Source organism: Rhodoligotrophos defluvii (assembly GCF_005281615.1).
GTDB classification, from domain to species: domain Bacteria; phylum Pseudomonadota; class Alphaproteobacteria; order Rhizobiales; family Im1; genus Rhodoligotrophos; species Rhodoligotrophos defluvii.
The window spans coordinates 945,076-971,889 of sequence record NZ_SZZM01000002.1; the positions used below are offsets into that span (position 1 = coordinate 945,076).

General features: G+C 63.8%; 28 protein-coding genes, 1 tRNA gene and 1 pseudogene. 15 read left to right on the forward strand and 15 right to left on the reverse strand.

All coding sequences use genetic code 11. The annotated features are described in order from the left end of the window. Nucleotides 1-2: 2 nt before the first annotated feature. The 3 genes from glcE to E4P09_RS13560 form a co-directional block, all read right to left on the reverse strand. On the reverse strand, nucleotides 3-1,238 hold the full coding sequence (gene glcE / locus E4P09_RS13550; RefSeq protein WP_137390100.1) for a glycolate oxidase subunit GlcE: 1,236 nt from the start codon (nucleotides 1,236-1,238) through the stop codon (nucleotides 3-5). 68 nt (nucleotides 1,239-1,306) lie between these two features. Next, on the reverse strand, nucleotides 1,307-2,803 hold the full coding sequence (locus E4P09_RS13555) for an FAD-linked oxidase C-terminal domain-containing protein (RefSeq protein WP_137390101.1): 1,497 nt from the start codon (nucleotides 2,801-2,803) through the stop codon (nucleotides 1,307-1,309). Between the two features lie 65 nt (nucleotides 2,804-2,868). Continuing rightward, nucleotides 2,869-3,591, reverse strand: coding sequence for an MOSC domain-containing protein (locus tag E4P09_RS13560; RefSeq protein WP_137390102.1), 723 nt, complete (start codon nucleotides 3,589-3,591; stop codon nucleotides 2,869-2,871). A gap of 93 nt (nucleotides 3,592-3,684) precedes the next feature. Here E4P09_RS13560 and E4P09_RS13565 point away from each other — a divergent pair, with 93 nt between their 5' ends. Genes E4P09_RS13565 through E4P09_RS13580 form a run of 4 tightly spaced genes read left to right on the forward strand, consistent with a single transcriptional unit; the run spans nucleotide 3,685 to nucleotide 7,460 of the window. After that, on the forward strand, nucleotides 3,685-4,473 hold the full coding sequence (locus E4P09_RS13565; protein ID WP_137390103.1) for a (Fe-S)-binding protein: 789 nt from the start codon (nucleotides 3,685-3,687) through the stop codon (nucleotides 4,471-4,473). 2 nt (nucleotides 4,474-4,475) lie between these two features. Then, nucleotides 4,476-5,897 (forward strand): LutB/LldF family L-lactate oxidation iron-sulfur protein, encoded by a 1,422-nt coding sequence (locus E4P09_RS13570; RefSeq protein WP_137390104.1) that lies wholly within the window; start codon nucleotides 4,476-4,478, stop codon nucleotides 5,895-5,897. Then, nucleotides 5,890-6,579 carry a LutC/YkgG family protein gene (locus tag E4P09_RS13575; protein ID WP_137390105.1) on the forward strand — a complete coding sequence of 230 codons (690 nt, stop codon included), beginning with the start codon at nucleotides 5,890-5,892 and terminating at the stop codon, nucleotides 6,577-6,579. Before E4P09_RS13570 ends, E4P09_RS13575 begins: the two co-directional genes overlap by 8 nt. Nucleotides 6,580-6,611: 32 nt before the next feature. Then, nucleotides 6,612-7,460 carry a fumarylacetoacetate hydrolase family protein gene (locus E4P09_RS13580; protein ID WP_137390106.1) on the forward strand — a complete coding sequence of 283 codons (849 nt, stop codon included), beginning with the start codon at nucleotides 6,612-6,614 and terminating at the stop codon, nucleotides 7,458-7,460. Nucleotides 7,461-7,521: 61 nt separating this feature from the next. On the opposite strand, the gene E4P09_RS13585 is transcribed toward E4P09_RS13580, so the two are convergent. The 4 genes from E4P09_RS13585 to E4P09_RS13600 form a co-directional block, all read right to left on the reverse strand. Next, on the reverse strand, nucleotides 7,522-8,820 hold the full coding sequence (locus tag E4P09_RS13585) for a glycerate kinase type-2 family protein (RefSeq protein ID WP_137390107.1): 1,299 nt from the start codon (nucleotides 8,818-8,820) through the stop codon (nucleotides 7,522-7,524). Between the two features lie 91 nt (nucleotides 8,821-8,911). Next, nucleotides 8,912-9,904, reverse strand: coding sequence for a TAXI family TRAP transporter solute-binding subunit (locus E4P09_RS13590; protein ID WP_137390108.1), 993 nt, complete (start codon nucleotides 9,902-9,904; stop codon nucleotides 8,912-8,914). 135 nt (nucleotides 9,905-10,039) lie between these two features. Then, entirely contained in the window at nucleotides 10,040-10,861 is an 822-nt protein-coding gene (locus E4P09_RS13595; RefSeq protein WP_137390109.1) for a hypothetical protein, read from the reverse strand. A 217-nt stretch (nucleotides 10,862-11,078) separates the two neighbouring features. Then, complete coding sequence (locus E4P09_RS13600; protein WP_137390110.1) at nucleotides 11,079-12,017, reverse strand: glycosyltransferase family 2 protein; 939 nt, start codon at nucleotides 12,015-12,017, stop codon at nucleotides 11,079-11,081. 214 nt (nucleotides 12,018-12,231) lie between these two features. Between E4P09_RS13600 and E4P09_RS13605 the strand changes: the two genes are divergently transcribed. The 5 genes from E4P09_RS13605 (at nucleotide 12,232) to E4P09_RS13630 (ending at nucleotide 17,472) form a co-directional block, all read left to right on the forward strand. After that, nucleotides 12,232-13,122, forward strand: coding sequence for a glycosyltransferase family protein (locus E4P09_RS13605; RefSeq protein ID WP_137390111.1), 891 nt, complete (start codon nucleotides 12,232-12,234; stop codon nucleotides 13,120-13,122). A 179-nt stretch (nucleotides 13,123-13,301) separates the two neighbouring features. Beyond that, on the forward strand, nucleotides 13,302-13,475 hold the full coding sequence (locus E4P09_RS13610; RefSeq protein ID WP_137390112.1) for a DUF1328 domain-containing protein: 174 nt from the start codon (nucleotides 13,302-13,304) through the stop codon (nucleotides 13,473-13,475). A gap of 692 nt (nucleotides 13,476-14,167) precedes the next feature. Beyond that, nucleotides 14,168-15,739, forward strand: coding sequence for an OpgD/OpgG family glucan biosynthesis protein (locus tag E4P09_RS13620; RefSeq protein ID WP_137390114.1), 1,572 nt, complete (start codon nucleotides 14,168-14,170; stop codon nucleotides 15,737-15,739). A 263-nt stretch (nucleotides 15,740-16,002) separates the two neighbouring features. Continuing rightward, nucleotides 16,003-16,191: a hypothetical protein gene (locus tag E4P09_RS13625; RefSeq protein ID WP_137390115.1), complete on the forward strand. Its 189-nt coding sequence runs from the start codon at nucleotides 16,003-16,005 to the stop codon at nucleotides 16,189-16,191. A 99-nt stretch (nucleotides 16,192-16,290) separates the two neighbouring features. Further along, entirely contained in the window at nucleotides 16,291-17,472 is a 1,182-nt protein-coding gene (locus E4P09_RS13630) for a lytic murein transglycosylase (RefSeq protein ID WP_239025169.1), read from the forward strand. Here the strand turns inward: E4P09_RS13630 and E4P09_RS13635 are convergent. The 3 genes from E4P09_RS13635 to E4P09_RS25925 form a co-directional block, all read right to left on the reverse strand. Next, nucleotides 17,469-17,924, reverse strand: coding sequence for an NUDIX hydrolase (locus tag E4P09_RS13635; RefSeq protein WP_239025170.1), 456 nt, complete (start codon nucleotides 17,922-17,924; stop codon nucleotides 17,469-17,471). The genes E4P09_RS13630 and E4P09_RS13635 overlap by 4 nt on opposite strands. Nucleotides 17,925-17,978: 54 nt before the next feature. Beyond that, complete coding sequence (gene murA / locus E4P09_RS13640; RefSeq protein WP_137390117.1) at nucleotides 17,979-19,268, reverse strand: UDP-N-acetylglucosamine 1-carboxyvinyltransferase; 1,290 nt, start codon at nucleotides 19,266-19,268, stop codon at nucleotides 17,979-17,981. 157 nt (nucleotides 19,269-19,425) lie between these two features. Next, nucleotides 19,426-19,590, reverse strand: a complete 165-nt coding sequence (locus E4P09_RS25925; RefSeq protein WP_170984413.1) for a hypothetical protein — start codon at nucleotides 19,588-19,590, stop codon at nucleotides 19,426-19,428. A 240-nt stretch (nucleotides 19,591-19,830) separates the two neighbouring features. Between E4P09_RS25925 and E4P09_RS13645 the strand changes: the two genes are divergently transcribed. Then, nucleotides 19,831-19,905 (forward strand) — tRNA-Thr (locus E4P09_RS13645). Between the two features lie 367 nt (nucleotides 19,906-20,272). Here the strand turns inward: E4P09_RS13645 and E4P09_RS13650 are convergent. Further along, complete coding sequence (locus E4P09_RS13650) at nucleotides 20,273-20,632, reverse strand: VOC family protein (protein WP_137390118.1); 360 nt, start codon at nucleotides 20,630-20,632, stop codon at nucleotides 20,273-20,275. A 34-nt stretch (nucleotides 20,633-20,666) separates the two neighbouring features. After that, a complete protein-coding gene (locus E4P09_RS13655; RefSeq protein WP_137390119.1) occupies nucleotides 20,667-20,852 on the reverse strand; it encodes a hypothetical protein in 186 nt (61 codons plus the stop codon). Nucleotides 20,853-20,988: 136 nt separating this feature from the next. Between E4P09_RS13655 and ftsH the strand changes: the two genes are divergently transcribed. After that, the gene (ftsH, locus tag E4P09_RS13660; RefSeq protein WP_137390120.1) at nucleotides 20,989-22,833 is read left to right on the forward strand and encodes an ATP-dependent zinc metalloprotease FtsH; all 1,845 of its coding nucleotides are present in this window, start codon (nucleotides 20,989-20,991) and stop codon (nucleotides 22,831-22,833) included. Between the two features lie 49 nt (nucleotides 22,834-22,882). Further along, entirely contained in the window at nucleotides 22,883-23,980 is a 1,098-nt protein-coding gene (locus E4P09_RS13665; RefSeq protein ID WP_137390121.1) for a S1C family serine protease, read from the forward strand. A gap of 48 nt (nucleotides 23,981-24,028) precedes the next feature. Here the strand turns inward: E4P09_RS13665 and E4P09_RS13670 are convergent, their stop codons facing one another. Both E4P09_RS13670 and E4P09_RS13675 read right to left on the reverse strand, forming a co-directional pair. Continuing rightward, nucleotides 24,029-24,397 carry an SPW repeat protein gene (locus E4P09_RS13670; RefSeq protein ID WP_137390122.1) on the reverse strand — a complete coding sequence of 123 codons (369 nt, stop codon included), beginning with the start codon at nucleotides 24,395-24,397 and terminating at the stop codon, nucleotides 24,029-24,031. Nucleotides 24,398-24,733: 336 nt separating this feature from the next. Continuing rightward, nucleotides 24,734-24,943: pseudogene (locus E4P09_RS13675) on the reverse strand (Hsp20/alpha crystallin family protein); the annotation flags it as partial. 113 nt (nucleotides 24,944-25,056) lie between these two features. Here E4P09_RS13675 and E4P09_RS13680 point away from each other — a divergent pair. From E4P09_RS13680 to E4P09_RS13690, 3 genes are all read left to right on the forward strand, one after another. Next, nucleotides 25,057-25,320, forward strand: a complete 264-nt coding sequence (locus E4P09_RS13680) for a hypothetical protein (RefSeq protein WP_137390123.1) — start codon at nucleotides 25,057-25,059, stop codon at nucleotides 25,318-25,320. Nucleotides 25,321-25,470: 150 nt separating this feature from the next. Next, the gene (locus E4P09_RS13685; protein ID WP_137390124.1) at nucleotides 25,471-25,872 is read left to right on the forward strand and encodes a DUF488 domain-containing protein; all 402 of its coding nucleotides are present in this window, start codon (nucleotides 25,471-25,473) and stop codon (nucleotides 25,870-25,872) included. A gap of 219 nt (nucleotides 25,873-26,091) precedes the next feature. Then, complete coding sequence (locus E4P09_RS13690; RefSeq protein ID WP_137390125.1) at nucleotides 26,092-26,307, forward strand: hypothetical protein; 216 nt, start codon at nucleotides 26,092-26,094, stop codon at nucleotides 26,305-26,307. A 29-nt stretch (nucleotides 26,308-26,336) separates the two neighbouring features. Here the strand turns inward: E4P09_RS13690 and E4P09_RS13695 are convergent, their stop codons facing one another. Next, on the reverse strand, nucleotides 26,337-26,765 hold the full coding sequence (locus E4P09_RS13695) for a hypothetical protein (RefSeq protein ID WP_137390126.1): 429 nt from the start codon (nucleotides 26,763-26,765) through the stop codon (nucleotides 26,337-26,339). Between the last annotated feature and the right edge of the window lie 49 nt (nucleotides 26,766-26,814).

Consider the following 26,814-nt stretch of genomic DNA (forward strand, 5'->3'; position numbering starts at 1 on the left):
CTTTACTCGATTCTATACATTCGGCCGGGATTGAGAATGCCGTATGGATCGAAGCTCGCCTTGATGCGCGCGGTGAGCGCTGCAACACCCGGCGAGAGCGGGTCGAACACGTCGAGCGCGGCCCGGATCTCGCGCGGCGCCCGAATCAGCGTCGCATGACCCTTGCCTGCCACCGCGGCGCGCACGGCGCGCGCTTGCGCGTCGGGAGCCGCGGGGACATCGCACCAGATAAGCCCGCCGCCCCAATCGTAAAAGCCGCGCGCACCGGCCGACTGCCGCAGCCGGGCCAGGACGGCTGGCCCGTTGCTGGGGGCCACCGAGATCCGCCACACCGCCCGTTCCGGCGCCCCCGCCAGCAGGCTGCAGTCACGGATCTCACGCCAGAGGTCGGCCGAGTCGTCAGCCCCCAAGACGAGCGACGGCCTGCCGCGGGCCACCCGGTCGCGCAGCTTGCGCAGGCGGTAGTCGACAGAGGGGCGGAAGCCCTCAAGCCGCAAGACGGTGAGCGGTTCGCTGAGGCCGCCGCGCATGGCCAGCGGAAAAGCCTGCGCCAGATCGGCCGGGACATGGGCCGCACCCGCCACCTCGCAGGGGCTGCCAAGGCCGCGCGCCAGACAGGCTACGCCCTCGTCATCGGCAAGGCCCGGAATGGCCAGGGTTGCCTCTGCTTCCGGGCGCGGCAGCACCTTCAGGGTCACTTCGGCGAGGACGGCCAGAGTTCCCCACGAGCCCGCCATCAGCTTAGGGAGATCATAGCCGGTCACGTTCTTCACCACCCGGCCTCCACCCTTGAAGGCCTCGCCGCGACCCGAAACCGCCTTGAACCCTAGCACGTGGTCGCGCACTCCGCCCATCTTGATCCTGGCCGGGCCGGCAAGATTGCTCGCCACCATGCCGCCGAGCGTGCCGCTGGCATTGTGGCCGGGATCTCCTTGGCTGCCCAAGAGCAACGAGAGGTCCGGCGGATCGAAGGCCAGCTGCTGGCCATGGGCTTGGAGCACGGCCTTGAGCTCGTCGAGCGGCGTGCCGGCATGCGCCCGGATGATCAGTTCCTCCGGCTCGTAGAGGGTGATTCCCGCCATAGCGCTCACGTCGAGCAGCCAGGCCGCCTCGACCGGGCGGCCGATCCGACGCTTGGTCCCTGAGCCGATGATTTCCAGCGGAGCCTTGGCGGAGACGGCCCAGGCGACCGCGTCCTTCAGCTCGGCCAGGCTTGCCGGTTTCAAGGTCGAGGGCATGTCTTTTATGCTTTTCTCTCGAGCATGATTTTGTCCGAAAACCGGTGCCTACTTTTCGGGATCATGCTCTAGAACCGCGGGATGTCGGGAAAGGGCAGCTGCCCCTGCCGCACATGCATGCGGCCGAGCTCGGCGCAGGCATGCAGCACCGGAAACACCTTGCCGGGATTGAGCAGGCCTTGCGGATCGAAGGCGCATTTGAGGCGCTGCTGGTGGTCAAGATCGTGGTCGTCGAACATCTCGGGCATGAGGTCTCGCTTCTCGACGCCGACCCCATGCTCGCCGGTGAGTACGCCGCCCACTTCAACACATAGGCGCAGAATATCCGCACCGAAGGCCTCCGCCCGCTCCAGCTCGTCCGGCACGTTTGCATCATAGAGGATGAGCGGGTGCAGGTTGCCGTCGCCTGCATGGAACACGTTGGCCACCCGCAGGCCGTAGTGACTGGACAATTCGCTCATGCGCTGCAGCACCTGCGGCAGCCGATGGCGGGGAATAGTGCCGTCCATGCAGTAATAGTCCGGCGAAATCCGCCCCACCGCCGGAAACGCCGCCTTGCGACCGGCCCAGAAGGCCAACCGCTCGGCTTCCGTCGTGCTGGCGCGCATGGTGGTGGCGCCGTTTGCCTCGGCGATCTCGCTCACAACCTCGATCAGGTGCGAGACCTCAGCCTCCGGCCCATCAAGCTCGATGATCAGCAGGGCCTCCACATCCAGAGGGTAGCCAGCGCCGATGAAGGCTTCGGCCGCGTGGATGGCGGGCTTGTCCATCATCTCGATGCCGGCGGGAATGATGCCGCGGCCGATGATATCGGCCACGCACTGGCCCGCCTGCTCGCTGGTGGGAAAACCGACCAGCACCGCCCGCGCCGTTTCCGGCAACGGCAAGACCCGCACCGTCACTTCCGTCACAACACCCAGCAGGCCCTCGGAGCCGACGATCACGCCGAGCAGGTCGAGCCCACCCGCATCGAGATGCTTGCCGCCGACCCGCACCACCTCGCCCCCGATCAGCACGAGTTCGACGCCGAGCACGTTATTGGTGGTGAGACCGTATTTCAGGCAGTGCACGCCGCCGGAATTCTCCGCCACATTGCCGCCGATGGTGCAGGCGATCTGGCTTGAGGGATCCGGCGCATAGTAGAAGCCCAGCGGCTTGACCGCCTCGCTAAGGGCCAGGTTGGTAACACCCGGCTGGGTGATGATGCAGCGGTTGGCGACATCCACTTCCAGGATCCGGTTGAACTTGGCCATGACCAACAGCACCGCATCGGCCAAGGGCAGGGCCCCGCCGGAGAGCGAGGTGCCGGCGCCGCGGGGCACCACGCGAATACCCTCCTCGTGGCAGTACTTCAGGATGGCGGAGACCTGGGCCGTCGTGCTCGGCAGCACGGCCACGAGCGGCAGTTGGCGGTAGGCGGTCAGTCCATCGCTTTCGAATACGCGCAGCTCGTCCGCGCTGTCGATCACCCCCTCGCCGGGTACGATGGCGCGCAGGCGGCGGACGATCTCGGCGCGGCGGGCCAGGACATTGCGGTCCGGTGCCGGCATGGCAAGGCCGCTCATCGCAGCGCCTTCCCGGTTGTCAGCAGGCCCGCCGGGCCCATATCACGAACGTGCGGCACCTTGATTTAAATCACCTCCACCGGGTCGCCTGCCGCGATGCGGCCGCCTTCGAGCACCGCGCAATAGATGCCGAAGCTCTTGCCGTTCATGGCGGATATGGCGGGCAGGACCGCCTTGTCGAAGGGAATGTCGCGCTGGCCGAGCATGGTGAAGGCGCAGCGGTCGCAAGGCTCGTTCACATAGAGCCTGACGGGACCGATCCGGATTTCCCTTCGCATCCACTTGCCTTCCGCAAAGCCGGGCGCATCGTCGGGCAGGGTGATCACCAGGTTGGGCCGGAAGCGCCGCGGGTCGATCACGCTGTCGGGGAGAATGGACTTGAGCGCTTCGAGAGACGCGCTGGTGATGAGATGGATGGGCGAACGCCTATAGCGCGGCTCGACCGTGTCGGGCGAGGCGAAAGCCGGTCCATGCCGCTTGAGCTTGACGGGGAAGCCGAAATGGTCGGCCAGGGCGTGTTCGGCGGCATCGGAGCGGGCGCGCATCCAGTCGCCCCCGGGGATCTGCACCTCGATCTCGGAGGCGGAGAGGCGCGCGAGCACTTCCGGGGTCACCCGCCAGCGCTTCTCTGCTTCGGGCTTGGCGATCGCGCCGGTTTCGGCATCGACGATGCCCCACAGGCGGTCGCCCACGACGCCGGTTGCGTCGAGCTCTGCTTCATCCAGGCTTTCCCCGCCGAGCGAACTGACGGGATAGCGCCAGATCGTCTGTACCCTTCCGATGGTCACGCGCCTTGCTCCCTCATCGCACCCTTATACATTGGTGCGTTCTCGGCCCCAACGGTATAGTCTGCGCGCCCGGTTGAGAATTCAGGAGTTTTGATGGTCGCTCGTCCGCCACATGTCGGTCTGTTCGTGACCTGCCTCATCGATCTATTCAGGCCATCGGTCGGCTTTGCCGCCGTCAAGCTGCTGGAATGGTCGGGATGCGAGGTGGATGCGCCAGCGGCTCAGACCTGCTGCGGGCAGCCGGCCTACAACTCCGGCGACCGCGCCGATACGCGTGCCATCGCCCGGCAGGTGATCGAGCTGTTCGCCCCCTATGACTACGTGGTCGTGCCGTCCGGCTCCTGCGCCGGAATGCTGCACAAGCATTATCCTTCGCTGTTCGCGGCCGGCACAGCCGAACGGCAGGCCGCGGAGGCACTGGCCGAGAAGAGCTGGGAGCTCGTGTCCTTCCTCACCCATGTCATGGGCGTTGAAGCGGTGCCTTCAGCCTTCGAGGGCCGGGTGACCTATCACGACTCGTGCTCGGGCCTGCGCGAGCTCGGAATCCATCGGGAACCGCGGCAGCTGTTGCAGACGGTGCGCGGGCTCGAGCTGGTCGAGATGCGCGATTCGGAGGTGTGCTGCGGGTTCGGCGGCACCTTCTGCGTGAAGTATCCCGACATCTCCAATGACATGGTGGAGAAGAAGGCGGCGAATATCGAAGCCACGCGAGCCGACCTGCTGCTGGCCGGCGATCTCGGCTGCCTGATGAATATGGCCGGCAAGCTCAAGCGGCGTGGCGCCCCGATCGCTGTGCGGCATGTGGCCGAGGTGCTGGCGCAGGAACTGTCCGCCCCGGCCATCGGCGAAAAGCCCAGCAGCGCGAAGGAGCCGGCCACATAGCCATGCAGCCTACCTCCCACGCATTCAAGGACAATGCCGCCAGGGCACTGCATGACGAAAAGCTGCAGCGCGCGCTGTTGAACGTGCCGACGGGCTTCGTGCAGAAGCGCGCCCGCGCCCGCGACCGGCTGCCGGAGTTCGACGCCCTGCGCGAGGAAGGGGTCGCCATCAAGAAGCATGCCCTGGCCCATCTCGATCTCTATCTCGAGGCCTACGAGCGCAAGGTGCACGAGAGCGGCGGACATGTGCACTGGGCGCCCACAGCGGAAGACGCCCGGCGCATCATCATCGACCTGTGCAAAGATCGTGGTGCCCGGCTGGTGACCAAGGGCAAGTCCATGGTCAGCGAGGAAATCGGGCTCAACGACGCGTTGCAGGCGGCGGGGATCACGCCGGTGGAGACCGATCTCGGCGAATACATCATCCAGCTGCGCGGGGAGACGCCGAGCCACATCATCGCGCCGGCGGTGCATCTGACCCGCGACCAGGTGGAGGCCGATTTCCGCCGCGTCCACACGACATTGCCGCCGGACCGGATGATCAGCGAGGCGCCGGAGCTGGTGGCCGAAGCGCGGGCGATGCTGCGGCAGAAATATTTCGAGGCTGATATCGGCATTACCGGCGCCAACTTCCTGGTCGCGGAAACGGGATCGTCGGTCATCGTCACCAACGAGGGCAATGGCGATCTCACCCAGTCGCTGCCGAAGGTGCATATCGTCGTCACCTCCATCGAGAAGATCGTCCCCACACTGGAGGACGTCTCCACCATCCTGCGCCTGCTCGCCCGTTCGGCGACGGGCCAGGAGTTTTCCTCCTACACCACCTTCTCCACGGGTCCGCGCCGAGCGGAGGATCCGGACGGACCGGAGGAATACCACGTGGTGCTGCTGGACAACGGCCGCTCGGCCCTGCTCGGCACCGTGTTCGAGGATATGCTGCGGTGCATCCGCTGCGGCGCCTGCCTCAACCATTGCCCGGTCTATCAGGCGGTCGGCGGTCATGCCTATGGCTGGGTCTATTCCGGACCCATGGGCGCGGTGCTCACGCCATCGCTGGTGGGGGTGGAAGAGGCGGGCCCCCTACCCAATGCCTCCACCTTCTGCGGGCGGTGCGAAGAGGTCTGCCCCATGCGCATTCCGCTGCCGAAGATGATGCGGCACTGGCGGGAGCGGGAATATGAGCGCCACCTCACGCCCCTCTCCTACCGCAAGGGCTTGAACCTGTGGGCGTGGGCCGCCACGCGGCCGAACATCTACCGCCGGTTGGCCTCGGTGGCCGCGCGAGCGTTGCGGCTGTTGGCCGGGCGTCGCGGGGGCTTCCGACGCCTGCCATTGGCCTCCGGCTGGACACGCTATCGCGATTTTCCGGCGCCCGAGGGGAAGACTTTCCATGAGCTGTGGAAGGAGCGCCGCCGTCATGGCTGACGCGATCCGCAATCGCTCGGCGGTTCTCGGCGCGGTCCGCCGGTCCCTGGCCGTCTCCGGCGAGGAAGCGGAGCGCATCGCCGCCGTCAACGATCGCCTTGCGCACGCGCCGCGCAATCTCGTTCCGCAGCGGGGGCAGCTGCCGGACCAGAAGCGCGTGCAGCTGTTCCGGGAGATGCTCTTGAGCGCGGACGGCTCGTTCACCGACGTGGCGCGGCTGGAGGAGGTGCCGGATGCGGTTGCCGCCTTCCTGCGCTCGCACAATCTCGAGCCGCGGTTCCGCATGGGCAAGGACGGTTACCTGCGCGCCCTGCCCTGGTATCGCATGCCCTCGCTCACCCGGCTGGAAGGCCCGGCGGAACCGGCCGACGAAACGACCTTGGCCCGCGCCTTCGGGGCGGTCGCCGAGACGGGCACCCTCGCCATGCTCTCAGGCCCCGCCAACCCGGTGACCCTGAATTTCCTGCCCGAGAACCATATCGTCGTGGTCGAGGCCGACCGCATCGTCGGAACATACGAGGATATCTGGCAGCGGCTGCGCTATCTGAATGGCAGGGGCGTCATGCCGCGCACGGTCAACTTCATCACCGGCCCATCGCGCACCGCGGATATCGAGCAGACGCTTCAGCTCGGCGCCCATGGGCCGCGCCGGCTGCATGTCATCATCGTCGGCGGGCGCTGACGAGCACAGATAATCTTAAACCGGAGGAATTGATGAAGCTGGTTCGTTATGGGGAGAAGGGTAAGGAGCGCGCGGGCGTGATCGATGCGGAAGGGCGGCTCCGCCAGCTGGTGGATTTCGTCGACGATATCAATCCGGGCACGTTCCACCCGAAGAACCTCGACCGCATCCTCGAGCAGGATCCGGAGGGGCTGCCGATCGTAAAGACCGAGGAGCGCATCGGCCCGTGCATCGCCGGCTCGCAGAAGTTCCTGGCCATCGGCCTGAACTATGCGGACCATGCGGCGGAAACCGGGGCCACGCCGCCCTCGGAGCCGATCCTGTTCACGAAGCACTTGAACTGCGTCAACGGTCCCTATGACGACGTCATCCTGCCGCGCGGCTCAGTAAAGAGCGACTGGGAGGTCGAGCTTGGCGTCATCATCGGCAAGCAGGCGAAATATGTGAAGGAGGGCCAGGCTCTGAACTACGTAGCCGGCTACTGCGTGGTCAACGACATCTCCGAGCGGGAATACCAGCTGGAGCGGCAGGGCCAATGGATGAAGGGCAAGTCCTGCGACACCTTCGGGCCGATCGGGCCCTGGCTGGTGACCGCCGATGAGGTGCCCGACCCGCAGAACCTCAATCTTTGGCTCGACGTCAATGGCGAGCGGATGCAGACCGGCAACACCGCCACCATGATCTTCGGGGTGGAGGAGATCGTGGCCTATACGTCCAAGTTCTTGACCCTGATGCCGGGCGACATCATCGCCACAGGCACGCCTCCCGGCGTGGGCATGGGCAAGAAGCCGCCGCGGTACCTCAGGGCGGGAGACGTGATGACCCTCGGCATTGACGGCCTGGGCGAGCAGCGCCAGCGGGTGTTGGCGGACGAAGGGTGAGGTCGGTTTGTTTGAGCATGATCTTTGCCGAAAACCAGTCTCTACTTTTCGGGATCATGCTTTAGCCCTTAATCAGCACCGCCCGGAAGTCGTTGACGTTGGTGTGGGTGGGGCCGGTGACGACGAGGTCGCCTAGCGCCGCGAAGAAGCTGTAGGAATCGTGCGCATCGAGCGCGGCTCGGGGGTCGAGGCCGAGCAGGCGAGCGCGGCTCAAGGTATCGGGGGTGGCGATCGCCCCCGCGTTGTCTTCGCTGCCGTCGATGCCGTCGGTGTCGCAAGCGATTGCCGCAGTGCCGGGCAGGCCATCCAGGCCGATGGCCAAGGCAAGCGCATATTCGGCGTTGCGCCCGCCCCGGCCGCCACCGCCTGCGCCTCCGAGCGCGACGGTGGTCTCGCCCCCGGACAGGATCACGGCGGGCGGGCGAACGGGGACCCGGCCGGCCGCCAGCTCGCGGACGAAATCCGCATGGGCAAAGGCAACGTCCCGAGCTTCGCCCTCCACGCGGTCGCCCAGATCGACCACGGTATAACCCGCAGCCTCCGCCACCGTGCGCGCGGCCGCCAGCGACATGCTGGGCGCGGCGATGATCCGGGCCTTGCTGCGCTCGAGCTGGGGATCACCGGGCTTCGGCGTTTCCGAGGCCGGATTCCGCAGCCAACGCAGGACGGACTCCGGTGCCTCGATGCGGTATTTCGCGAGCACCGCCAGCGCCTCGGCCCGGGTTGTGACATCGGCGAGCCCCGGGCCGGATGCCACCATGGACGGGTCATCAGCCGGAACATCGGATATCAGCAGCGAAACGCACGGCGCCGGCCAGGCCGCCTGGGCGAGCCTGCCGCCCTTGATGGCGGAGAGGTGCTTGCGTACGCAGTTCATTTCGGTGATGGTCGCGCCGGAGGCGAGCAGCGCACGGTTGACCGCCTGCTTGTCCTCCAGGGTGATGCCATCGGCGGGTAACGCCATCAGCGCCGAGCCGCCGCCGGAAATCAGACAGATCAGGAGGTCGTCCTCGCCAAGGCCGGCGGCCAGGCTCAGGATCCGCTGCGCGGCCCGGTGCCCTGCAGCATCTGGCACCGGATGTGCGGCCTCGACCACCTCGATCGAACGGGTGGGCAGTCCATGGCCATATCGCGTGATCACCAGCCCTTCGAGAGGCCCGCGCCAGTGATCCTCGAGCGCCTGGGCCATCGCTGCGGCCGCCTTGCCGGCGCCGACCACCACCGTGCGACCCGCCGGTGCCTTGGGAAGATGGGTGGAGATCACGGCGCGCGGATCGGCAGCCTTCACCGCGGCATCGAGCATCGCCCGCAGCAGGGCGCGTTCATCTGCTGTGCCAAGCTCATGCTGATCATCAGCCATCGGTCCAACATCCCGGTTCGTTCGGAGCCGGCCAGGGTAGCGGTGTTGCCGCCGGATGGGAATCCCCCTCCCCGCGAAGCGCCGCGCGTGCTTACGGGGAAAGGCCTGCCGCAGCGAACGCGGCCGCCGCGCCAGGGTGAAGCGGCGGCGTCTCGATATCATGGGCCAGTTTCGTTGTGGTCACATGATGAAGAGCCGGATGCAGCCCGGCGAAACGTTCGATATTGTCCAGAAGCACCTTGGCGACGGCACGCACCACCGTCTCATCCATTTCGGCCGATGTGGCAAGCGCGGCCATAATGCCGAAGCTCGCGACCCTGTTTTCCTGGTCGACATAGGTCTTGGCGGGAATCGTCAGCTTACGATATTCCGGATGCGCCTTCAGGATGGCGTCAACCGCCGGCCCGGCCACGTCCACCAAATGGGCATCGCAGCCGGTCAGCGCCTCCTCGGTGCTGGCGGAGGGGTGTCCGGCAAACCAGACATAGGCGTCGATCTCGTCCTCGCAGAGGGCCTGCGCCTGATCGGCCGACTGGAGTTCCACGGCCTCGATATCCTCCCGCGTCCAGCCGAGCGCCGCCTCGAGAATCTCCCAGGTGGCGAGCGAGCCGGAGCCCGCTGTGCCTATTCCGACGCGCTTGCCCCGCAAATCTGCAAGACCGCGAATCCCTGCACTGCGACGGGCAATGATGGTCACGACCTCGGGATAGAGGCCGATCACCGTGCGCAAGTGCCCTTCGGGCTGTTGGCCCCGATCGCTTCTGCCTGCATAGGCGCGCGCGGCAATGTCTCCCTGCACGATGGCAAACTGCAGTTCCCCGCGATCAAGCCCCTCGACATTGGCCACCGTGCCGCTCGTGGTCTCGGCTATGCAGAACAACCTATTATCGTGACGTCTCTCGTTGATCAGGCGGCAGATGGCACCGCTCACCGGGTAGTAGACGCCGGTGACGCCGCCCGTGCCGATCAGAATGGTTTTCAGCCTCTGCTCCTGCCCGGAACTCGAGGCGGGTATCGGCGCAAAACCGATCCCGATGGCGGTGGCGATTGCGGCCAGCACCGAAGGTCTGAATACTCCTTCCATCGCCCGCCTTCGAGATGACAGCCTGCCGAAGCTGCAAATGCAGGGTGGCCCCTGAGCACTCAATCATAATGCAAGCACGCGCTGCCGCCAGGCAGGTTCAACGGTTTGCATGGCACTGTTGCCGCATCCCCACAGTCAGGCAGCGGTGATGGAGCGTTCGGTTTCCGGCAAGCCGGGGTGATTATCCTTCCGCTCGCCACGGAAAGACAAAATGATCGCATCCTCGGGCGAGATAGCGGCAAGGCTCATTGGCAGCGGAGCGACCCGAACGCCGGTGCTGTCATGATGGAGCGTCAGATAGAGACACCTCTGGTCGAGCTTCTCGGTGTAGGGAGCGCCGAGCAAGTGAGGAAGCAGACGGGCCGAAACCCGTTGGAAAAACCGACGGCCGGCGGGAGTCGGTGCAGCGAAAACCGCAGCTGCGAGAATGCGCTTCCCGGGATCAAGAAGCTCGAACCGAGGAATGAGCCCGACGTCCACCCCATTCCACAGATGATCGTACCGGTTGAGGTCCTGCTGCACCAAGCTGTCGATATCGACGGCCAAGAACGCCCGACGGCTCCGCTCCAACAGCTGCGCCAAGCGCACAAAGCGCATGGATTGGTAAAACCGGATCCGTTGCGGCGTCCCCATCGCGTCGTGATCGCAACTTTCCCACGTCACGGAAACACGATCGTGATCCGGAAGAATCTCAGGCAAGCCATGCCCGTTCGTGCCGAAGACGTGGAGGTGCACGTGGGTCGATGGACTGTTCCGCGCCACCGAGGCGATGAGTGCAGGCGCGAAGCGGCGAACGAACAGCGGATCGCCGAAAGCTAGCAATACCGGATCGGTACCTTCTTCCGGCGGCAGCTGGCCCGACATTTCGGGCAAAGCTTTCCAGAGTTCAGCCGCATCACGGCAGGGTACCGCTCTGAGTTTTGCGTCAATGGCGAGAAAGCCGAGATGGGAGGCCAAGCGTCGCAGCCGTGGCCAGGGGAGCGGCCATTCAAAGAAGACCCAATCCCAAATTCCCCTATAAGTTGTTTTCATTGCCTACCTGTCTAATTTCGATAGAGACTGGCCCTCTCGTCCAACCGCCGAAACGCCCTCTGACAGCAGGAATTATGCCGGTGTAAACGGGACGCGATGGGTGACGCGATGGGTTGAGGTTTCTACTTCGACACGACCTCGCTCATGCCAAGCCTTCACGGGCCAGCTCAGCCTCCACCCGGCTGCAGCGGTTCAACATCTGAAACAAGCGTCGGCGCTTTCGCATCCGCCGCATGACCTCCACCGTCACCCACAACGCCAGACGAAGAGCTGCCCCAGGTGCTCGGAGTGCGAGATGCGTCCAAACTGCGGCCCGACCGTGGAAGAACGCAGGGTCTGTCTGGCCGCTCCGTCGCCGCTCAGCCAACGCGAGCGCCAACCGCCACGCCGCACATTGTGCGACAAGATGCCTACGGCCCGTATTTGCACTGTGCTGCCGATAATAATGGAGAATTTGCGGCAAGTTACGAACCTCTCCCATCTCCTCGAGACGGAGGAAGAGGTCGGTGTCCTCTTGGTGGATTAGTGCCGGCCTGTAGCCACCGGCGGCGATTACGGCCTCCCGCCGCATCATCGCGGTGGAATGCACGATGGCGAGCGGCCTGGCGTTCCAGCCTCCTAGCATGGTGCGCGGCTGCTCCGGTTTGATCGTGACCTTGCGGCCAGACAAGCTGATGGGCGCGGTTTCGTCGGGGCCGATATAGGTCAGGGCAGAGCCTACCGCGACCACATTTGGATGCTCGTCCAGATAGGCCTTCTGTAGCGCCAACCGGCTCGGGTCGGCCAAGTCGTCCGCATCCATTATGGCCACGTATTGGCCGCGCGCCGCGGCCAGCGCTGTGTTGAGGGCGGGGATCCTTCCCTGCTTCGAGCTGCAGAGCAGGACGACACGATCATCCTCGGCGGCAATTCGACGAATAACGTCAGCCGTCTGATCAGTAGACTGATCATCAACTACAAGAAATTCGAAATCTTGATGAGTCTGACGGAGGATGCTCTGAAGAGACTCGGCAATAAACTCACTCACGTCCCGCGCCGTCATCAGTACGGAAACGGATATCTGTCTTTGTTGGTCAACCATATTACAAAGCTCGCCTGCCCTTTGCGCCTCTTTAGGGCTCTGAAATCTCGATTTTAAGGTGGAATTTGGGCAGTTCTATGCAGCGGGGTGTCACGATATTGCAACGGTGGCTGGACACTCAACGCCTCGCGCGCAGATCTTGATCCTCGTGTGGCTCTTGCTCTATTGCTCTCAGAAGATGCAGAAGTCGGGGCGGCGGGAACGGGAAGTCGCAATGAAGAACACGGTTTTCATCCACACCAACGCCAAGCAGATGGTTGGCGCGCTGGTCGCGGCCCATTCCTTGCGGCGGAATTCGAAATCGCCTGACGCCTTCGACGTGCGGATCATCACGCAAGAGGATTATCCGCTGTTCAAGTCATATGAGGGCAAAAGCTTTCTTCGCGCAGGCACCCAACGGGTCTGGGTGAATGACGATCTGCAGTCCTTCACGCCATTACGCTTTCTGCCGCCGCAGCTGATGGGATATCAGGGCCGGGCCGTGGTCATGGACCCCGATATTTTCGCAGTCGGCGACATCAACGAGCTGTTGCAGCGGGACATGCAGGGCAAGGCGATCTTTGCCCGGCCCCGGCCAGGGCACAACGGGCGCCCCGATTACATGGCCAGCAGCGTCATGCTGCTGGATTGCGCGAAGCTGCGCCATTGGAACCTGGAAGAGAATTTCGCTGCCCTGTTCCGCAGCGAGCGGGATTACGAGGATTGGATCATCCTCGCCTATGAGCCGCGCGAGACGATCGGCGCGCTGGAGCCGGAGTGGAACGACTTCGACCGGCTCACCGCCAAGACCCGGCTTTTGCACAATACGAAACGCAAGACCCAGCCGTGGAAAACCGGACTGCCCATCGATTTCACCAACCGCATCAAGCTGGACTGGCTGGCAAAGCTGCTGGGCAGCAATGGCATCACCCTGCCGGGCCGCTACAAGCGACATCCCGATCCCAACCAGGAGCGGTTCTTCTTCGGCCTCCTGCGGGAATGCGTGGAAAGCGGCCAGATCACGGAGCATTATCTCAGGCAGGAGATCGAGCGGCAGCATATCCGGCCCGATGCTCTCATCCAGATGAAGAAGGCCCCCGATCCGTCGCAGCTGCGCCTCGGATGAGTGTCTTGCCTAAGGCGGCGTCGGCCTGCCATCCCGTCGCATCAGGGTCCTGACCCGCCGCTTTTCCTCGGTTCGGCGGGAACATTTCGCGACCGGCCGGCTTTATCCGTCCGTCCTGACCGTGCGGGGCTCGGCGCATCCGGCGCCGGGCATGTTGCGCGGGTTGTGGAGACTGATAAATGCTGAAATGGGCTCTCATCTTCTTCGTAATATCGCTGATCGCCGGCGCACTCGGCTTCTCCGGCGTCGCCTCGGCGGCGAGTTCCGTCGCCAAAATCCTGTTCTTCGTGTTCCTAATCATCTGCCTTGTGTTCGTGGTGCTGGCCGTCATGGCCGGTCAGATACTGTTTTGACAAAATCTTAGCGAATTATGGGTTCACTCTCCTGCTTTGCTGAGCAGCTGTGCTAGAAATAACCGCTTTCACGGTAATCACTCCGCGGAGCCTAACTGACTGAGGAGTCTGAAGATGACGCCGACGGAACCTCGTAGGAGCAGCACAACCACTGCTATCTGGGTGATCGTAGCTGTGGTGGCCTTGCTGCTGATTGCTTGGGCAGCTGGTCTGTTTTCGGGACTGACGGAGCCGGAGTCCGAGGCGCAGGCGCCCGCCACCACAACCGAGCCTGCCACGCCACCGGCCGAGAACACGTCGCCGACGCCGCCAGCCACCCAACCCGAGACAACTCCGCCGGCCACAACGCCGCCCGCGGGTGGCACGACCACGCCCGAAGGCACGACAACGCCAGAAGGCACGACAACGCCAGGCGGCACGACAACGCCAGGCGGCACGACCACAACGCCCGAGGGCACGACTACGCCAGGGGGCACACAGCAGCAATAGCAGCTTCGCCCGTGGGCCGGGAGACATGCTCCCCCGGCCCAGAGGACGAGTTCGCTCCTGGCCATTGCGCTGAAGGCGGTGCGGTCGAGATCGCGCCGCCTTGTTTTTGCCCAGCAACTGTTCCATCAGCGGTGGCTTGATCCGTATCCCCACGATAGGCCGCTGATCATTAGCGGCCGCCTTATATCCAGGTGTGAGCCAAGATGAGTGCAAACCGCCGTGAAGTCCTTGCCGGTTTCCTAGCTGGTGTCCTCGGCTTTACAGCCTTGGCCCCCCGTCCCGGACAAGCCGCCGCAGATGGCCCGTTTCTTGGTACGCCGAAGCCGTTTTCCTTCGACGACCTGAAGGACCAGGCGCGCAGGCTCGCCGCCTCGCCCTGGCAAGATCCCAGATCGCAATTCAGCGAGATCCTCGAACGGATCGACTATGACGCGTTCCAGAAGATCGTTTTCCGGCGTGACGCAAGCCTGTTCAGCAGCCGGGACGATGCTCCGCCGGTTCAGTTGTTCCATCTCGGGCGGTATTTTCAGGAGCCGTGCTCCATAGCCGTTGTCGAGAACGGGCAAGCACGCGAGATCCACTACCGCAAGTCCTATTTCGACATGCCGGACGACCATGTCGCCCGCAAGCTGCCGGATGATATCGGCTTCGCCGGGTTCCGGGTGATGGCCCCCTCCCAGAAAACGGACTGGCTCGCCTTCCTCGGCGCCGCTTACTTCCGCTCGTCCGGCGCGCTCGACCAGTACGGACTGTCGGCGCGTGGGGTGGCCATCGACACGGCCTTGCCGACGCCCGAGGAATTTCCGCGCTTCACCGGCTTTTGGCTCGAGAGTGGCGGCACGCCCGATCGCATCATCATCTATGCCCTGATGGATGGACCCAGCATCGCCGGCGCCTTTCGCATGAATTGCCAGAAGGATGGTGGCGTGATCATGGATATCGATGCCTCGCTCCACCCGCGTAAGCCGATCAAGCGGCTCGGCGTGGCGCCGCTGACCAGCATGTTCTGGTATGGCGAGAACGATCGCCGCCAGGCGGTCGAGTGGCGGCCGGAAATTCACGACTCCGATGGACTGGCCATGTGGACCGGCACGGGCGAGCGTATTTGGCGGCCGCTGAACAATCCACGGCGGGTCATGACGAACAGCTTCCTCGACAAGGATCCGCGCGGCTTCGGCCTGCTGCAGCGCGACCGCAACTTCGATCACTACCAGGACGACGGCGTCTTCTATGACAAGCGGCCCTCGGTGTGGGTGGAGCCGAAAGGGGGCTGGGGCGAAGGCGAGGTTCAGCTGGTGGAGATCCCGACGGAAGACGAGATCCACGACAACATCGTCGCCTATTGGGTGCCGCGGCAGCCGGCGGTGCCCGGAACCCCGCTTGACTTCTCATACCGGCTGCACTGGGTGGCAGACGAGCCCTTCTCCGCCGGCCTGGGCCGGGCGGTGGACACATTTTCTGGTATCGGCGGCATTCCCGGTCAGCCGCGGCCCCCGGGTGTCACCAAGTTCGTGGTGGACTTCGAAGGGGGCGACCTTAAGCGCTATCAGCGTGGCGAGATCGACGCTGTCGTCAATCTGTCACGTGGCGAGCTCGGCCTATTCGACGCCTATCCTCTGGCCAATAATCCCGGTCGCTTCCGCGCATTCTTCAATGTCAAGGCGGAGGGCGGCGAGCCGGTGGACATCCGCCTCTATCTCAGGAGCAAGGCCGGTGGCGATGCTTTGACCGAAACCTGGCTTTATCAGTTCTTCCCGATCTCTTCCAGCGCCTGATCTCCGGCAAAGCTGGCCCGGTATTTGCACCAACTTCTGTAGGTTCGCTCGCGTCGCGGTGGCGGGCGGGCGCCGGGAGTGCTTGGGTGTGTTTACGGTTGGTTAGGCAATAGTTAAGCGTTGCTGACGAAAATAGAACCAATTGTTCGTATTCCTGGTTGTCCATTCGAAGGAGAATAGCCATGGCGCCTCGAAAGAGGCGGAACGGGCCGTCTACGCCGTCCAGCAGGTCAGCCCGTGATCGTCAGCCAAAGGACAGTCAGATGGAAGTTCAGGTTCCCGAAGTCGGCCGACTTGCCCTGCGCAAGATCGGACAGCGCCTGCAGTCGGAATGGCGTGAGGCGGCAGAGAAGACGTTGCCGTTCACCATTCAGCAACAGCTCGCCCGGCTTGCCGAGTTGGACGAGAACGACGAGGCCTCTTCCGCTGACACCGCCCAACGGCCACAATAATCGCGAAATTGTCAGGCATAGGCGCTTGACCTTGACGAGTTGCGCAGCACAGTGAGCAACGGCTGCGTGGAAGTTTCGGTAGGGGAAATGCGGAAAAGCGTGATTTGGGTTGCGGCGTATTTGGCAACCGCCATTGCGACCGGTGAGTCTTGGGCTGCCTGCCAGAATACCGGCAGCTTCGATAGCTGGCTCAGGCAGTTCAAACAGGAAGCCGTGGCTCAGGGCGTCAGCCCACAGGTCGTTTCGTCTGCGTTGGACGGCATCACCTTCGATCAGAGCGTCATAAACTCCGACCGCGGGCAATCAGTCTTCGCGCAGAGCTTCATCACGTTCGTAGACCGGCTGGTCTCGAAGAACCGCATGGATCGCGGCAAACAGCTGCTCGGCAAGTACAAGGCCTATTTCGACCGGGCGCAGAGGGAATTCGGGGTTCCCGGCCCGGTGATCGTGGCCTTCTGGGGCTTGGAGACGGATTTCGGTGGCAATCTGGGCAATAAGCAGACCCTGCGGTCGCTGGCCACTCTTGCCTATGACTGCCGGCGGCCCGAGAAGTTTCGGGAGGAACTGCTGGCCGCCCTGAAAATCATCGAACGCGGCGACCTCAAGCCTGAGCAAATGCGGGGACCTTGGGCCGGCGAGATGGGCCAGACGCAGTTCCTCGCCTCTACCTATCTCAAATATGCCGTGGATTATGACGGTGACGGGCGGCGCGATCTCATCAACAGCGTACCCGATGTGATCGGTTCGACCGCGAACTACCTGAACGCGCTGGGTTGGAAAGCCAATCAGCCCTGGCTGCAGGAGGTTCGGGTTCCCGGCAACATGCCTTGGCACGAAAGCGACCTGCATGTCAGCCACCCGCGCTCGCAATGGGTGAAATGGGGGGTCAAGCCGATCGGCAATGCGTCGCTGCCCGCGGATAGCCTGCAGGCCTCGCTGGTGCTGCCCATGGGGCGGAGAGGGCCGGCCTTTCTGGCCTATGACAATTTCCGCGTCTATACGGAGTGGAACGAGTCGCTGATCTATTCGCTGACTGCCGGCTACTTCGCGACCCGTCTGGCGGGTGCGCCGCCGCTGACCCGCGGCGATGCGCCGGCAGCCCTGGGCCTCGCGGAAGGACGGCAGCTGCAGCAGGCGCTGGTGCAGCGCGGGTACGATGTCGGCAAGATCGACGGGATCATCGGCGCCAAGACCCGTGCCGCCGTGAAGGACGTGCAATTGAAGCTCGGCCTGCCGGCAGACGGCTACCCCACCGCGGAGCTGCTTTCGCAGCTGCGCTAAGGGCGTGGCCCCTGGGCCGTTTTCGAAGCGAGCTGGTCATACCCTAGTTGCCCCGGTCGCGCCGCAGCCATGAAGGCCACGCGCGCCACGTCGCGGCTCGTGTCCAGCTTACCGATCTCGTCGAGCGGCCACCAAGCGGCTTCGAGTGCATCATCGCCCGCGCGTGGCTCGCCAGCCCGCCATGCACAGCGCACGGCAATCAGGATGAAGTGCCGCTTGAGCGGTGAGGTCGGGTTTTCCGGATCCCGGCGCTCGAACACATCGAGCACGGTCAGGGGCTCGATCGCTTCGGCAATCACGGAGGTCTCCTCGGCAAGCTCGCGCATGGCGGCGGCAAGCACGGTCTCGCCTGCATCGATCTTGCCGCCGGGGAAGCCCCATCTGCCCTGGTCAGGCGAATTGGCCCTTCGCACGAGCAGCGCCTTGCCATCCCTGATCACGATCGCCAGCACACAGGCGATCGGTGCGGGTATGCCGGAACGGGAGCTTGTCTCACCGCCCGCCAACTAAGACGCGAGGCGCTCGATCTCGGCCCCGCAGGCGCCGAGCTTCTTTTCCAGCCGCTCGAAGCCGCGGTCGAGATGATAGACCCGGTGCACCATCGTATCGCCCTCCGCCACAAGGCCGGCGATCACCAGCGATACGGATGCCCGAAGGTCCGTGGCCATAACCTCGGCGCCACGCAGCCGGGTGACGCCATGCACTTCGGCACTATCGCCCCGCAGCCGAATGTCGGCGCCGAGGCGGGCGAGTTCCTGCACGTGCATGAAGCGGTTTTCGAAGATCGTTTCCGTTATGGTGGCGGTTCCCTCGGCACGGGTCATCAAGGCCATGAACTGGGCCTGGAGATCGGTCGGGAAGCCGGGATAAGGCTCGGTTGTCACGCTGACCGGCTTGAGCCCGGCGCCATTGCGCGAAACCCTGAGGCCCTGGTTGGTCGGGCTCATGGAGACACCGGCCTGCTCCATGACATTGATCACGTTGCCGACCAAGTCGGCGCGTGCGCCAAGCAGATGGACGTCGCCTCCGGCCATAGCCACCGCCATGGCATAGGTGCCGGTCTCGATACGGTCCGGCAGCACTTCATGGGTGGCGCCATGAAGCCGGTCCCTCCCCTGCACGCGCAAGGTGGAGGTGCCTAGGCCCTCGATGAGAGCGCCCATCTTGATGAGGCAGTCTGCCACGTCGCCGATCTCGGGCTCGCGCGCCGCATTCTCGATGACGGTCTCTCCATGGGCGAGCACCGCGCTCATCAGCGCCGCGTGGGTGGCTCCGACCGACACCTTCTCGAAGGTGATCCGGTCGCCCTTGAGCCCCTTCTTGGCCTTGGCCACGATGTAGCCCTTATCGATCTCCACTTCGGCGCCGAGCGCCTGGAGGGCCTGGATATGCATATCGACCGGCCGGGTGCCGATGGCGCAGCCGCCCGGCAGGGACACGCGCGCCTCGCCGCAACGGGCGAGCAGCGGCCCCAGCACCCAGAAGCTTGCCCGCATCCGCGAGACCATCTCATAGGGCGCCGTGGTGTCGACGATGGTGCGGGCGGTGAGATGCATCGTGTCGCCCTGGATGCCGTTTGTGCCGGCGCGCTTGCCGTCAACGCTTATGTCGACGCCGTGATTGCCGAGGATGCGCATGAGCAGGGTGACGTCGGCCAAACGCGGCACGTTGCGCAAGGTCAGCGTGTCATCTGTCAATAGGCTCGCGATCATGAGAGGCAGGGCGGCGTTCTTGGCGCCCGAGATGTGGATCTCGCCATTCAGGCGGTTGCCTCCGCGGATGCGAATTCTGTCCATTTGTGGTCCCCTCGGGCTTGCGCGGCGCTGGTGCCCCGCCCGGATCTACTGGTGCAACTTTGCGCCCAATTCGTTAACACATCAACGCGCTGACGTGCTTTCAGCAGGCGAATGCGCCCCAAGTGTGGCGCGGAGTCCCGGAATTTCGTTGCCTTGGTTACTCGTCCTTTGCCGGCTGCCGGGCCGGTACCCGCTCTTCCTCATTCGCATCACGTCGGATGCGCATCTGCGCCTTGCGCTTGCGCAGATTGGCCCGCAGCGCCTCAGCCAGGCGCTGTGACCGATCCGCGACATGCTTTTCGCCATCTCCGCTTCTTGCCATTCAAGATCCGCCCCGGCGCCATTAGATATGACACGATCGAGACAAGAGATCATAGGCCGCGCCGGCGCAAACAGCAAATGGCCGTGGGCTCGACCGCAGATCTCGGCGCGAGAGGCAAAATGCTGCCGGCGGACGCAACTGGCGGCTTGCACATGGCGGGCGGGTGTGGCAGTTTCCGGCCGTCTCCGAGGGCCGTCCTTGCGGCAGTCTCGGCGCCAACCCTGCATCGGCTTTGGCAACGCTGCTGTAGCTCAGTGGTAGAGCACTCCCTTGGTAAGGGAGAGGTCGCGAGTTCAATCCTCGCCAGCAGCACCAGAAACTGAGCCCGAGACCAGCCCACCACCTCCCCGGGTTTCAAGAGGCCGAGGACCCTGCGCTGCATTCCAGTGATCGATAACGCATACGGACGCGGCTTACATCGGTCGGCCTGGCACCCGCGTCTGCTCGGCCGGCTGTCCTATCATGGAGCGCGGTCGCAGCGACTCCGAATAGAGGCGGTGATGTGGACTGGCCGGCAGAGTGATCGTGACCCGCATGGGCCGAAACCGCAGTAGGTAGGTTCAGTCGAAAGCCGCTCTGCGGCGGAAGATAGAGCACCGTCGCGCGCAAGCGCAGCTGCCCTGAGGCAGTTCATAATACGACGTCACGCCACCTGAGCAATGCCGCCGATTCGTGCCGCAACTTAGGAATTCTGCGACTTTTGCACGACGCAGAAAAGATTGCCGTCCGGGTCTTGCAAAACCACGTAGTCAGCGTTCTCCGGATAGCGCCATGGATATTGCTTCGCTCCGATCGTCAGTAAACGACGAACCTCCTCCTGCTGACGGTCAGTGTAAAGGTCCAAGTGCAGCCAGCTTCTCCGCCAACCGCGACGATCACGGGCCTGAAAGGAGACATTTGGGCCATGCCCCTCAGGATCACAGAGTACAACCCAATCGCTGCTCGCAGGCACACGCGGAACATAATACAAGGCCTCCTGCCAAAATGCGACCATGTGTTCAAATTGATAGCAATGGATCACGATCGAGCCAATTTTGATCATTGTGACCGCCTCGCCTTAGCAAGATGAGTGCCTTCTACGCATAAAGGGACATAACGTTGTCGCGACGACCGTAGCGCTGAAGCCCACATAATAAATCCCTTCCTGGGGGACTACTGGAGATGCCGAAATCCGGCTGAAAATACGGCTCCGTTCGGCACTGGGCGATCAGGCGCACCGTGGCCTGACGAAGCAGCATCAACTGCCGGATCGAGATCTTCATCACGAAATCGAAAGGCTGCCGCCGGTTGTCGATAGCTGATGCAGCGAGGCAACCGTATCATCTGGGCTGACGTTTCCGATGGTGACTCTTGGGCGGATCAGCCCCTCGCGCAAGCAACTGGAGTCGGAGAGCAGCCGTGAACCCGCAAACCCGGTTCAACATCTGGTACTGGATCGCCGCAGTTATTGGCATTCTGTTGATCCAGCAGGTAGTGACCACGGCGCTTCGGGTCGCGGAAATCCCCTATAGCGAGTTCGAGCAATACCTGGAGCAGGGCAAGGTCGCCGAGGTGGCGGTATCCGACCGGTTTATCCAAGGCGTGCTCAAGCAACCGCTGCCCGACGGCAGGACGCAGTTCGTGACCACGCGGGTCGAGCCCGATCTGGCAACGCAGCTCGAGCGCCATGGCGTGCGCTTCAGCGGCCAGGTGGAGAACACCTTCGTGCGCGATCTTCTGTCCTGGATCGTGCCCATGGCGATCTTCATCGGCGTGTGGCTGTTCCTCCTCCGCCGCATGGGGGGAGGACTTGGCGGTGGCCTCATGCAGATCGGCAGGAGCAAGGCCAAGATCTATATGGAAGCCAATACCGGCGTGACCTTCGATGACGTGGCCGGCGTCGACGAGGCCAAGGCGGAGCTGCAGGAAGTGGTCGCGTTCCTCAAGGACCCCAAGGAATACGGACGGCTTGGCGGCCGCATGCCCAAGGGCATTCTGCTCGTGGGCCCGCCGGGCACCGGCAAGACCCTGCTGGCCAAGGCGGTTGCTGGCGAGGCGAAGGTGCCGTTCTTCTCGATCTCAGGCTCCGAGTTCGTCGAGATGTTCGTGGGCGTTGGTGCAGCGCGCGTGCGCGACCTCTTCGAGCAGGCACGCACCAAGGCTCCGGCCATCATCTTCATCGACGAGCTGGACGCCCTGGGCCGGGCCCGCGGCATCGGCCCAACCGGCGGCCATGACGAGAAGGAGCAGACGCTCAATCAGCTCCTCGTCGAACTCGACGGTTTCGATTCCTCCACCGGCCTTGTGCTCATAGGCGCAACCAATCGGCCGGAGATCCTGGATCCCGCATTGCTGCGCGCCGGACGGTTCGACCGTCAGGTTCTCGTCGACCGACCCGACAAGCTCGGCCGCATACAGATCCTGAACGTGCACCTCAAGAAGGCGAAACTCGGCCCCGATGTCGATGCCGAGAAGATCGCCGCGCTGACGCCGGGCTTCACCGGCGCAGACCTCGCCAATCTGGTGAACGAGGCGACGCTGCTTGCAACCCGCCGCCACGCCGATGCGGTGACGATGCAAGACTTCAACAACGCCATCGAGCGGATGGTCGCCGGCCTCGAAAAGCGCAACCGCCTGCTCAATCCCAAGGAACGCGAGATTGTCGCCTATCATGAGATGGGCCACGCCCTGGTTGCCATGGCGCTGCCGGGAGTGGACCCCGTGCACAAAGTTTCGATTATTCCGAGAGGCGTCGGCGCGCTCGGCTACACCATCCAGCGGCCGACCGAAGACCGCTTCCTCATGACCGCGGAAGAGCTGGAGAACAAAATGGCCGTGCTTCTCGGCGGCCGCGCCGCGGAATGGATCGTGTTCCGCCACCTGTCCACTGGCGCAGCGGACGATCTGGCGCGGGTGACGGACATCGCCCGCGCCATGGTCACCCGCTATGGCATGTCCGAGCGATTGGGAAATGTCGCGCTCGAAAAGGACCAGCGCGCCTTTCTCAGCCCCAATCCGCTGCTGGGCGGCCCGCGCGAAAGGGAATTTTCCGACATGACGGCGGCGGTGGTCGACGAGGAGGTCAGACGTATCGTCGACGAGGTGTTCGACCGCACCCTCGCGATACTAATCGAACGCCGCAGCCTCCTCGAGCGCACCGCGCGGCGTCTGCTGGAGACGGAAACCCTGGACGAGCAGGAGCTGAAGCAGCTTGTCGGAGATCAAGCCGAGGCCTCGGCGCCCAAGGTCGCGCCGGTGCATTGACGCGTGTTGATCTTTGCAACTATCGGATCACGAACCGGGAGCCTATCGAATGCGCCACCGCCTGGTCGCAATTTTGCTGCTCGTGCTCGCCGTGCTGCTGGCGGCCGTTCTGTTTCAGCCATATCTGAATCAATGGCTGTTCGCGGCGAGGGAGCCGCGCATTGTGAGCCCCCGCGGCGACCTTGCCGATTTTGAGCGCACCTCGATCAGGATTTTCGAGACCGTTGCGCCTTCGGTCGTCCAAGTCGTGGCCCAGTCCCCGCAGAATCCGTTCAGCGGGGACCCCAACGCAGTTCAATCCGGCACGGGCTTCGTTTGGGACGAGGCCGGCCATATCGTGACGAACGACCACGTGGTGAACCGTGAGCAGGCGATAGCTGTTCGCTTCGCCTCGGGAGAGATCGTGCCTGCGGAGGTGGTCGGCGAGGCACCGAACTATGATCTCGCTGTGCTGCGGCTCAGGCGTACGGTGAGCCTGCCGGCGCCGATCGCCATCGGTCGGTCCAGCAACTTGCAAGTCGGCCAGGCGGCCTTTGCCATCGGCAATCCCTTCGGCCTGGAGCAGTCGCTCACGACCGGCATCATCAGCGCCCTGAAGCGGCGCCTCCCCACGAGCGACGGGCGTGAAATCGCCGATGTGATCCAGACGGACGCGGCCATCAATCCCGGCAATTCCGGCGGACCGCTGCTCGATTCCGCCGGGCGCCTGATCGGGGTGAACACCGCCATCTTCTCCCCATCCGGCGCCAATGCGGGCATCGGGTTTGCCGTGCCCGTGGACGTGGTCAACCGCGTCGTGCCTCAGCTGATCCGCACGGGGCATGTGCCGACCCCCGGCATCGGCATTCTTGCCGCCAACGAGGCCGTGTCTGCTCGGCTCGGCGTCAACGGGGTCATCGTTGCAGCCGTCGCACCCGGATCTCCCGCTGAACGGGCCGGCCTTTCGGGCATCGATCGGGCAACCGGGGAGATCGGCGACGTTATCGTCGAGGCGGACGGTCAACCGGTTCGGCGCCTGTCGGATCTCACCGATCGGCTCGAGCAAATAGGTCCAGGTGGCACCGTCACGCTCACCGTCATGCGCAACGGCGAGCGACGCTCGGTGCAAGTCTCCGTCGTCGATATCGCTCAACCTCAGGCGCGCTGAAAGCCCGGCCTCCGCCGGGCCTTCAACGGCACGTGCCTGCCGCAGACTTCATACGGTCGATACTGGCCGCTTATACGCGTACCAGAGCTCGATCGCGGCCAGAATAGCGACAATGATGCCGGCGATCACGTGGGTGTTGGTCGCGGCAGCGACAGTGCTGAACCCAAGCAGCCATGGCGCCGCCAGCACCCATAGGCCGAGTACCAGGTTTGCCCATTCCTCCCACTCCGTAAAGGAGACGAGGGCACCGATCGCAATCAAGGCGATGGCCGCGCCAGCCAGCCAGGCGTTCCAGGCGGCGGCCGCTTCTGTCGTATAAGCCAATACCCACGGGCTGAGTGCGAGACAGATGCCCACAATGGCATTGACCACATCGAGGGCAGTTTCTTCGGTTCTTCTCGTTACATTCGCTGCCATGATCGTTCCTCCTTCTGCTCTACTCCTCTTTCTCGCTTCTGCGCTCCAGAAGGCTTCCCTACCGGGGAAGCCCACGTGACCGCGGCGCCTCACGCCGGCGACGCTGCCACGAAGCTCGGTGTCCTAATGTTCACGAGTGGAAGAGAACGGGAGGGTACGGCCGAGGCACTGAGCCCGCTGGTCCGGAAAAGCTCGCCGCCAGCGGCCGGGCGAAGTCGTGATTCTACCACCGATTTCTCGCGTGGTCTGCTCACTGCGATCTGCATTGCACATCCCTCCCGTGCTCGGCGAAGGATGAGCGCCGGCGCAGTTGCCGGCGTCAGCGCTCGGGACAAGTCACTGCTTGCCGTTGATAGCGATCCGCTTGGCCTTGCTCTGCGCAGTTGCCGTCTTCGGTAGCGTCACCGTAAGCACGCCGTTTTTGGACCTGGCGTCCACCTTATCCTCTTGGATATCATAACCTAAGGGGATGCGCCGTTCAAACCGGCCGTAGAAGCGTTCCGAGAACTGGCGGTCCTTATCCCCTGTTTCCGCATTCTCGCAACCCAGCACCAGCTCGGTGCACGAGACATGCGGCATAACCCGTTTTCACCGCATGGATGCGCTGTTTCGGACACAATCTCGGTTCAGGCAGCAGCCCTCATAAAAAGGGGGCGTGCATGCTGTCTCGGGGAAAGTCTTTCTGCGAATGGTTCATCAGGTTCCAAATCGCGATCCACAACTATCTCTACAACGACAATTACACCTACGAGCGGTATCTGATCGACAAGGCTCACAGGGACCAGCTCGAAGCGGAGGAGGACAGGAGGATTGCCATGGCCAAGGCCGGTCTCGATCCGAACGAGATGGACCAGTCGCCGGCCATGTCCTCTGAAGCTCAGGCGGCACCGGCCGACAGCAACCTGGCGGGGGTGATGAGCTGATCGCGAGGGAGCTTAAGGTCGGCTTGCCAATCCGGTCATTGTGCCTACGGCCGGAACGCCATAGAAACGTGGTGAGGACACGGGCCGAGCGCGACCATCAACCGGCGCCGTGCCCCTTCCGCAGTCATCCAAATGCTGGCGAGGTGCGGTATGCCCGTGAGTATCGTTCGCTTGGGGACGCCGCGCCTTCCCAAAGAAGGCACGCGGATCGGCACTGTCCGCCACCTTCCGCGAGGCGTGCGCAAGGAGCGCTATGCAGCCGACAATTGGTTCGACGTCTGGTATCCGGAGCTTGCGCCCAGCGCCGAACTCGTGGCCCGTGCCAGGAAAGCGCAGACGGAGGAGGAGTGGAGCGGCTTCGTTCGGGCGTTTCGCGCCGAGATGGACCAGCCAGCAGCCCGCCGGACATTGACGCTACTGGCGGCTTTGTCGCGAGACGCCGATTTCTCGATCGGCTGCTATTGCGAGGACGAGGCGCGCTGCCACCGTTCCGTGCTGCGTGCGCTGCTGGCCGAGCATGGCGCCGTCATCGCTGGCCCGAATGGCGGTTGAGGATGCGATCAACGTCCCTCGCATCCATTCGCGCCTCTGTGAGCGCCCCAAGGGAATAAACGCCTCTCCCCCTCGTTGTTGAACCATATCCCTGAGTTTCAGGGCTCGTGTTCGATATTCGGAAAGCAGCGGAGACGCGTGGCTCGCACTCAGGAGAACCGCCCTCGCCGCACGATCTGGCTTTGCCAGCGCGCGGCCCTTGAGATCGGGAGTACCGCAATGCGCCCCCTATATACGACCGCGTTCACTCTAGGCTGGTTCGCCGTGGCGATCCTGTCCTATGCGCAGGTGGAAGCGGACGCGCCGCCCACGCCGAGAGCCAAACTGTGCAAGATGGTGGACGAAGGCAAGCCCACCGGTACCATCATCGAGAGCCGTATGACCATGGAAACCGAAAGGGTTGCGCAAGCCGCGCCGGACCTCAAGCAAAACTGATCCCGGCCGCGACTTGTCGCTGCCAACCCTCAGAGATGTCCGAGGTCGGCGTTCAGGTTGGTGACGGCGTCGGCAACATGGCTAAACGTTGGATGCGCGAGGGCCGGATTTTCCTCGAACCAAAATTTTGGCGGGATGGCCTCGGCGACATGGGTCAGCGCGCCCTGAAGATCGTTTTCCGAGGCTGTCCAGATACGGCCCTGAGCATCCCCGGCAAACCGGTGCAGGAAGTCCAGGGCCTCGTCCAGCCGAGCTTCGTCCGCAAAATGGACATACCGGCCTTCAGCCGAGGGCGGCTTTGCAGGTACCGTGCTGACATACTGATCCCAGCGCAGATTGGCTGCGGCGACCCTTTCCGCAGCCGCCACGTCGGCCGGCGCTTCAAGGCCGATACATTGGCTCAAATAACGCCCGGCGTCACTGGCGTAAGAAACGAACGAAGAAAAATCAAAGGGCATTACAGTTCATCCAAAATACAGCGGCCCGAAACATAGCGGCCTGCTTGCT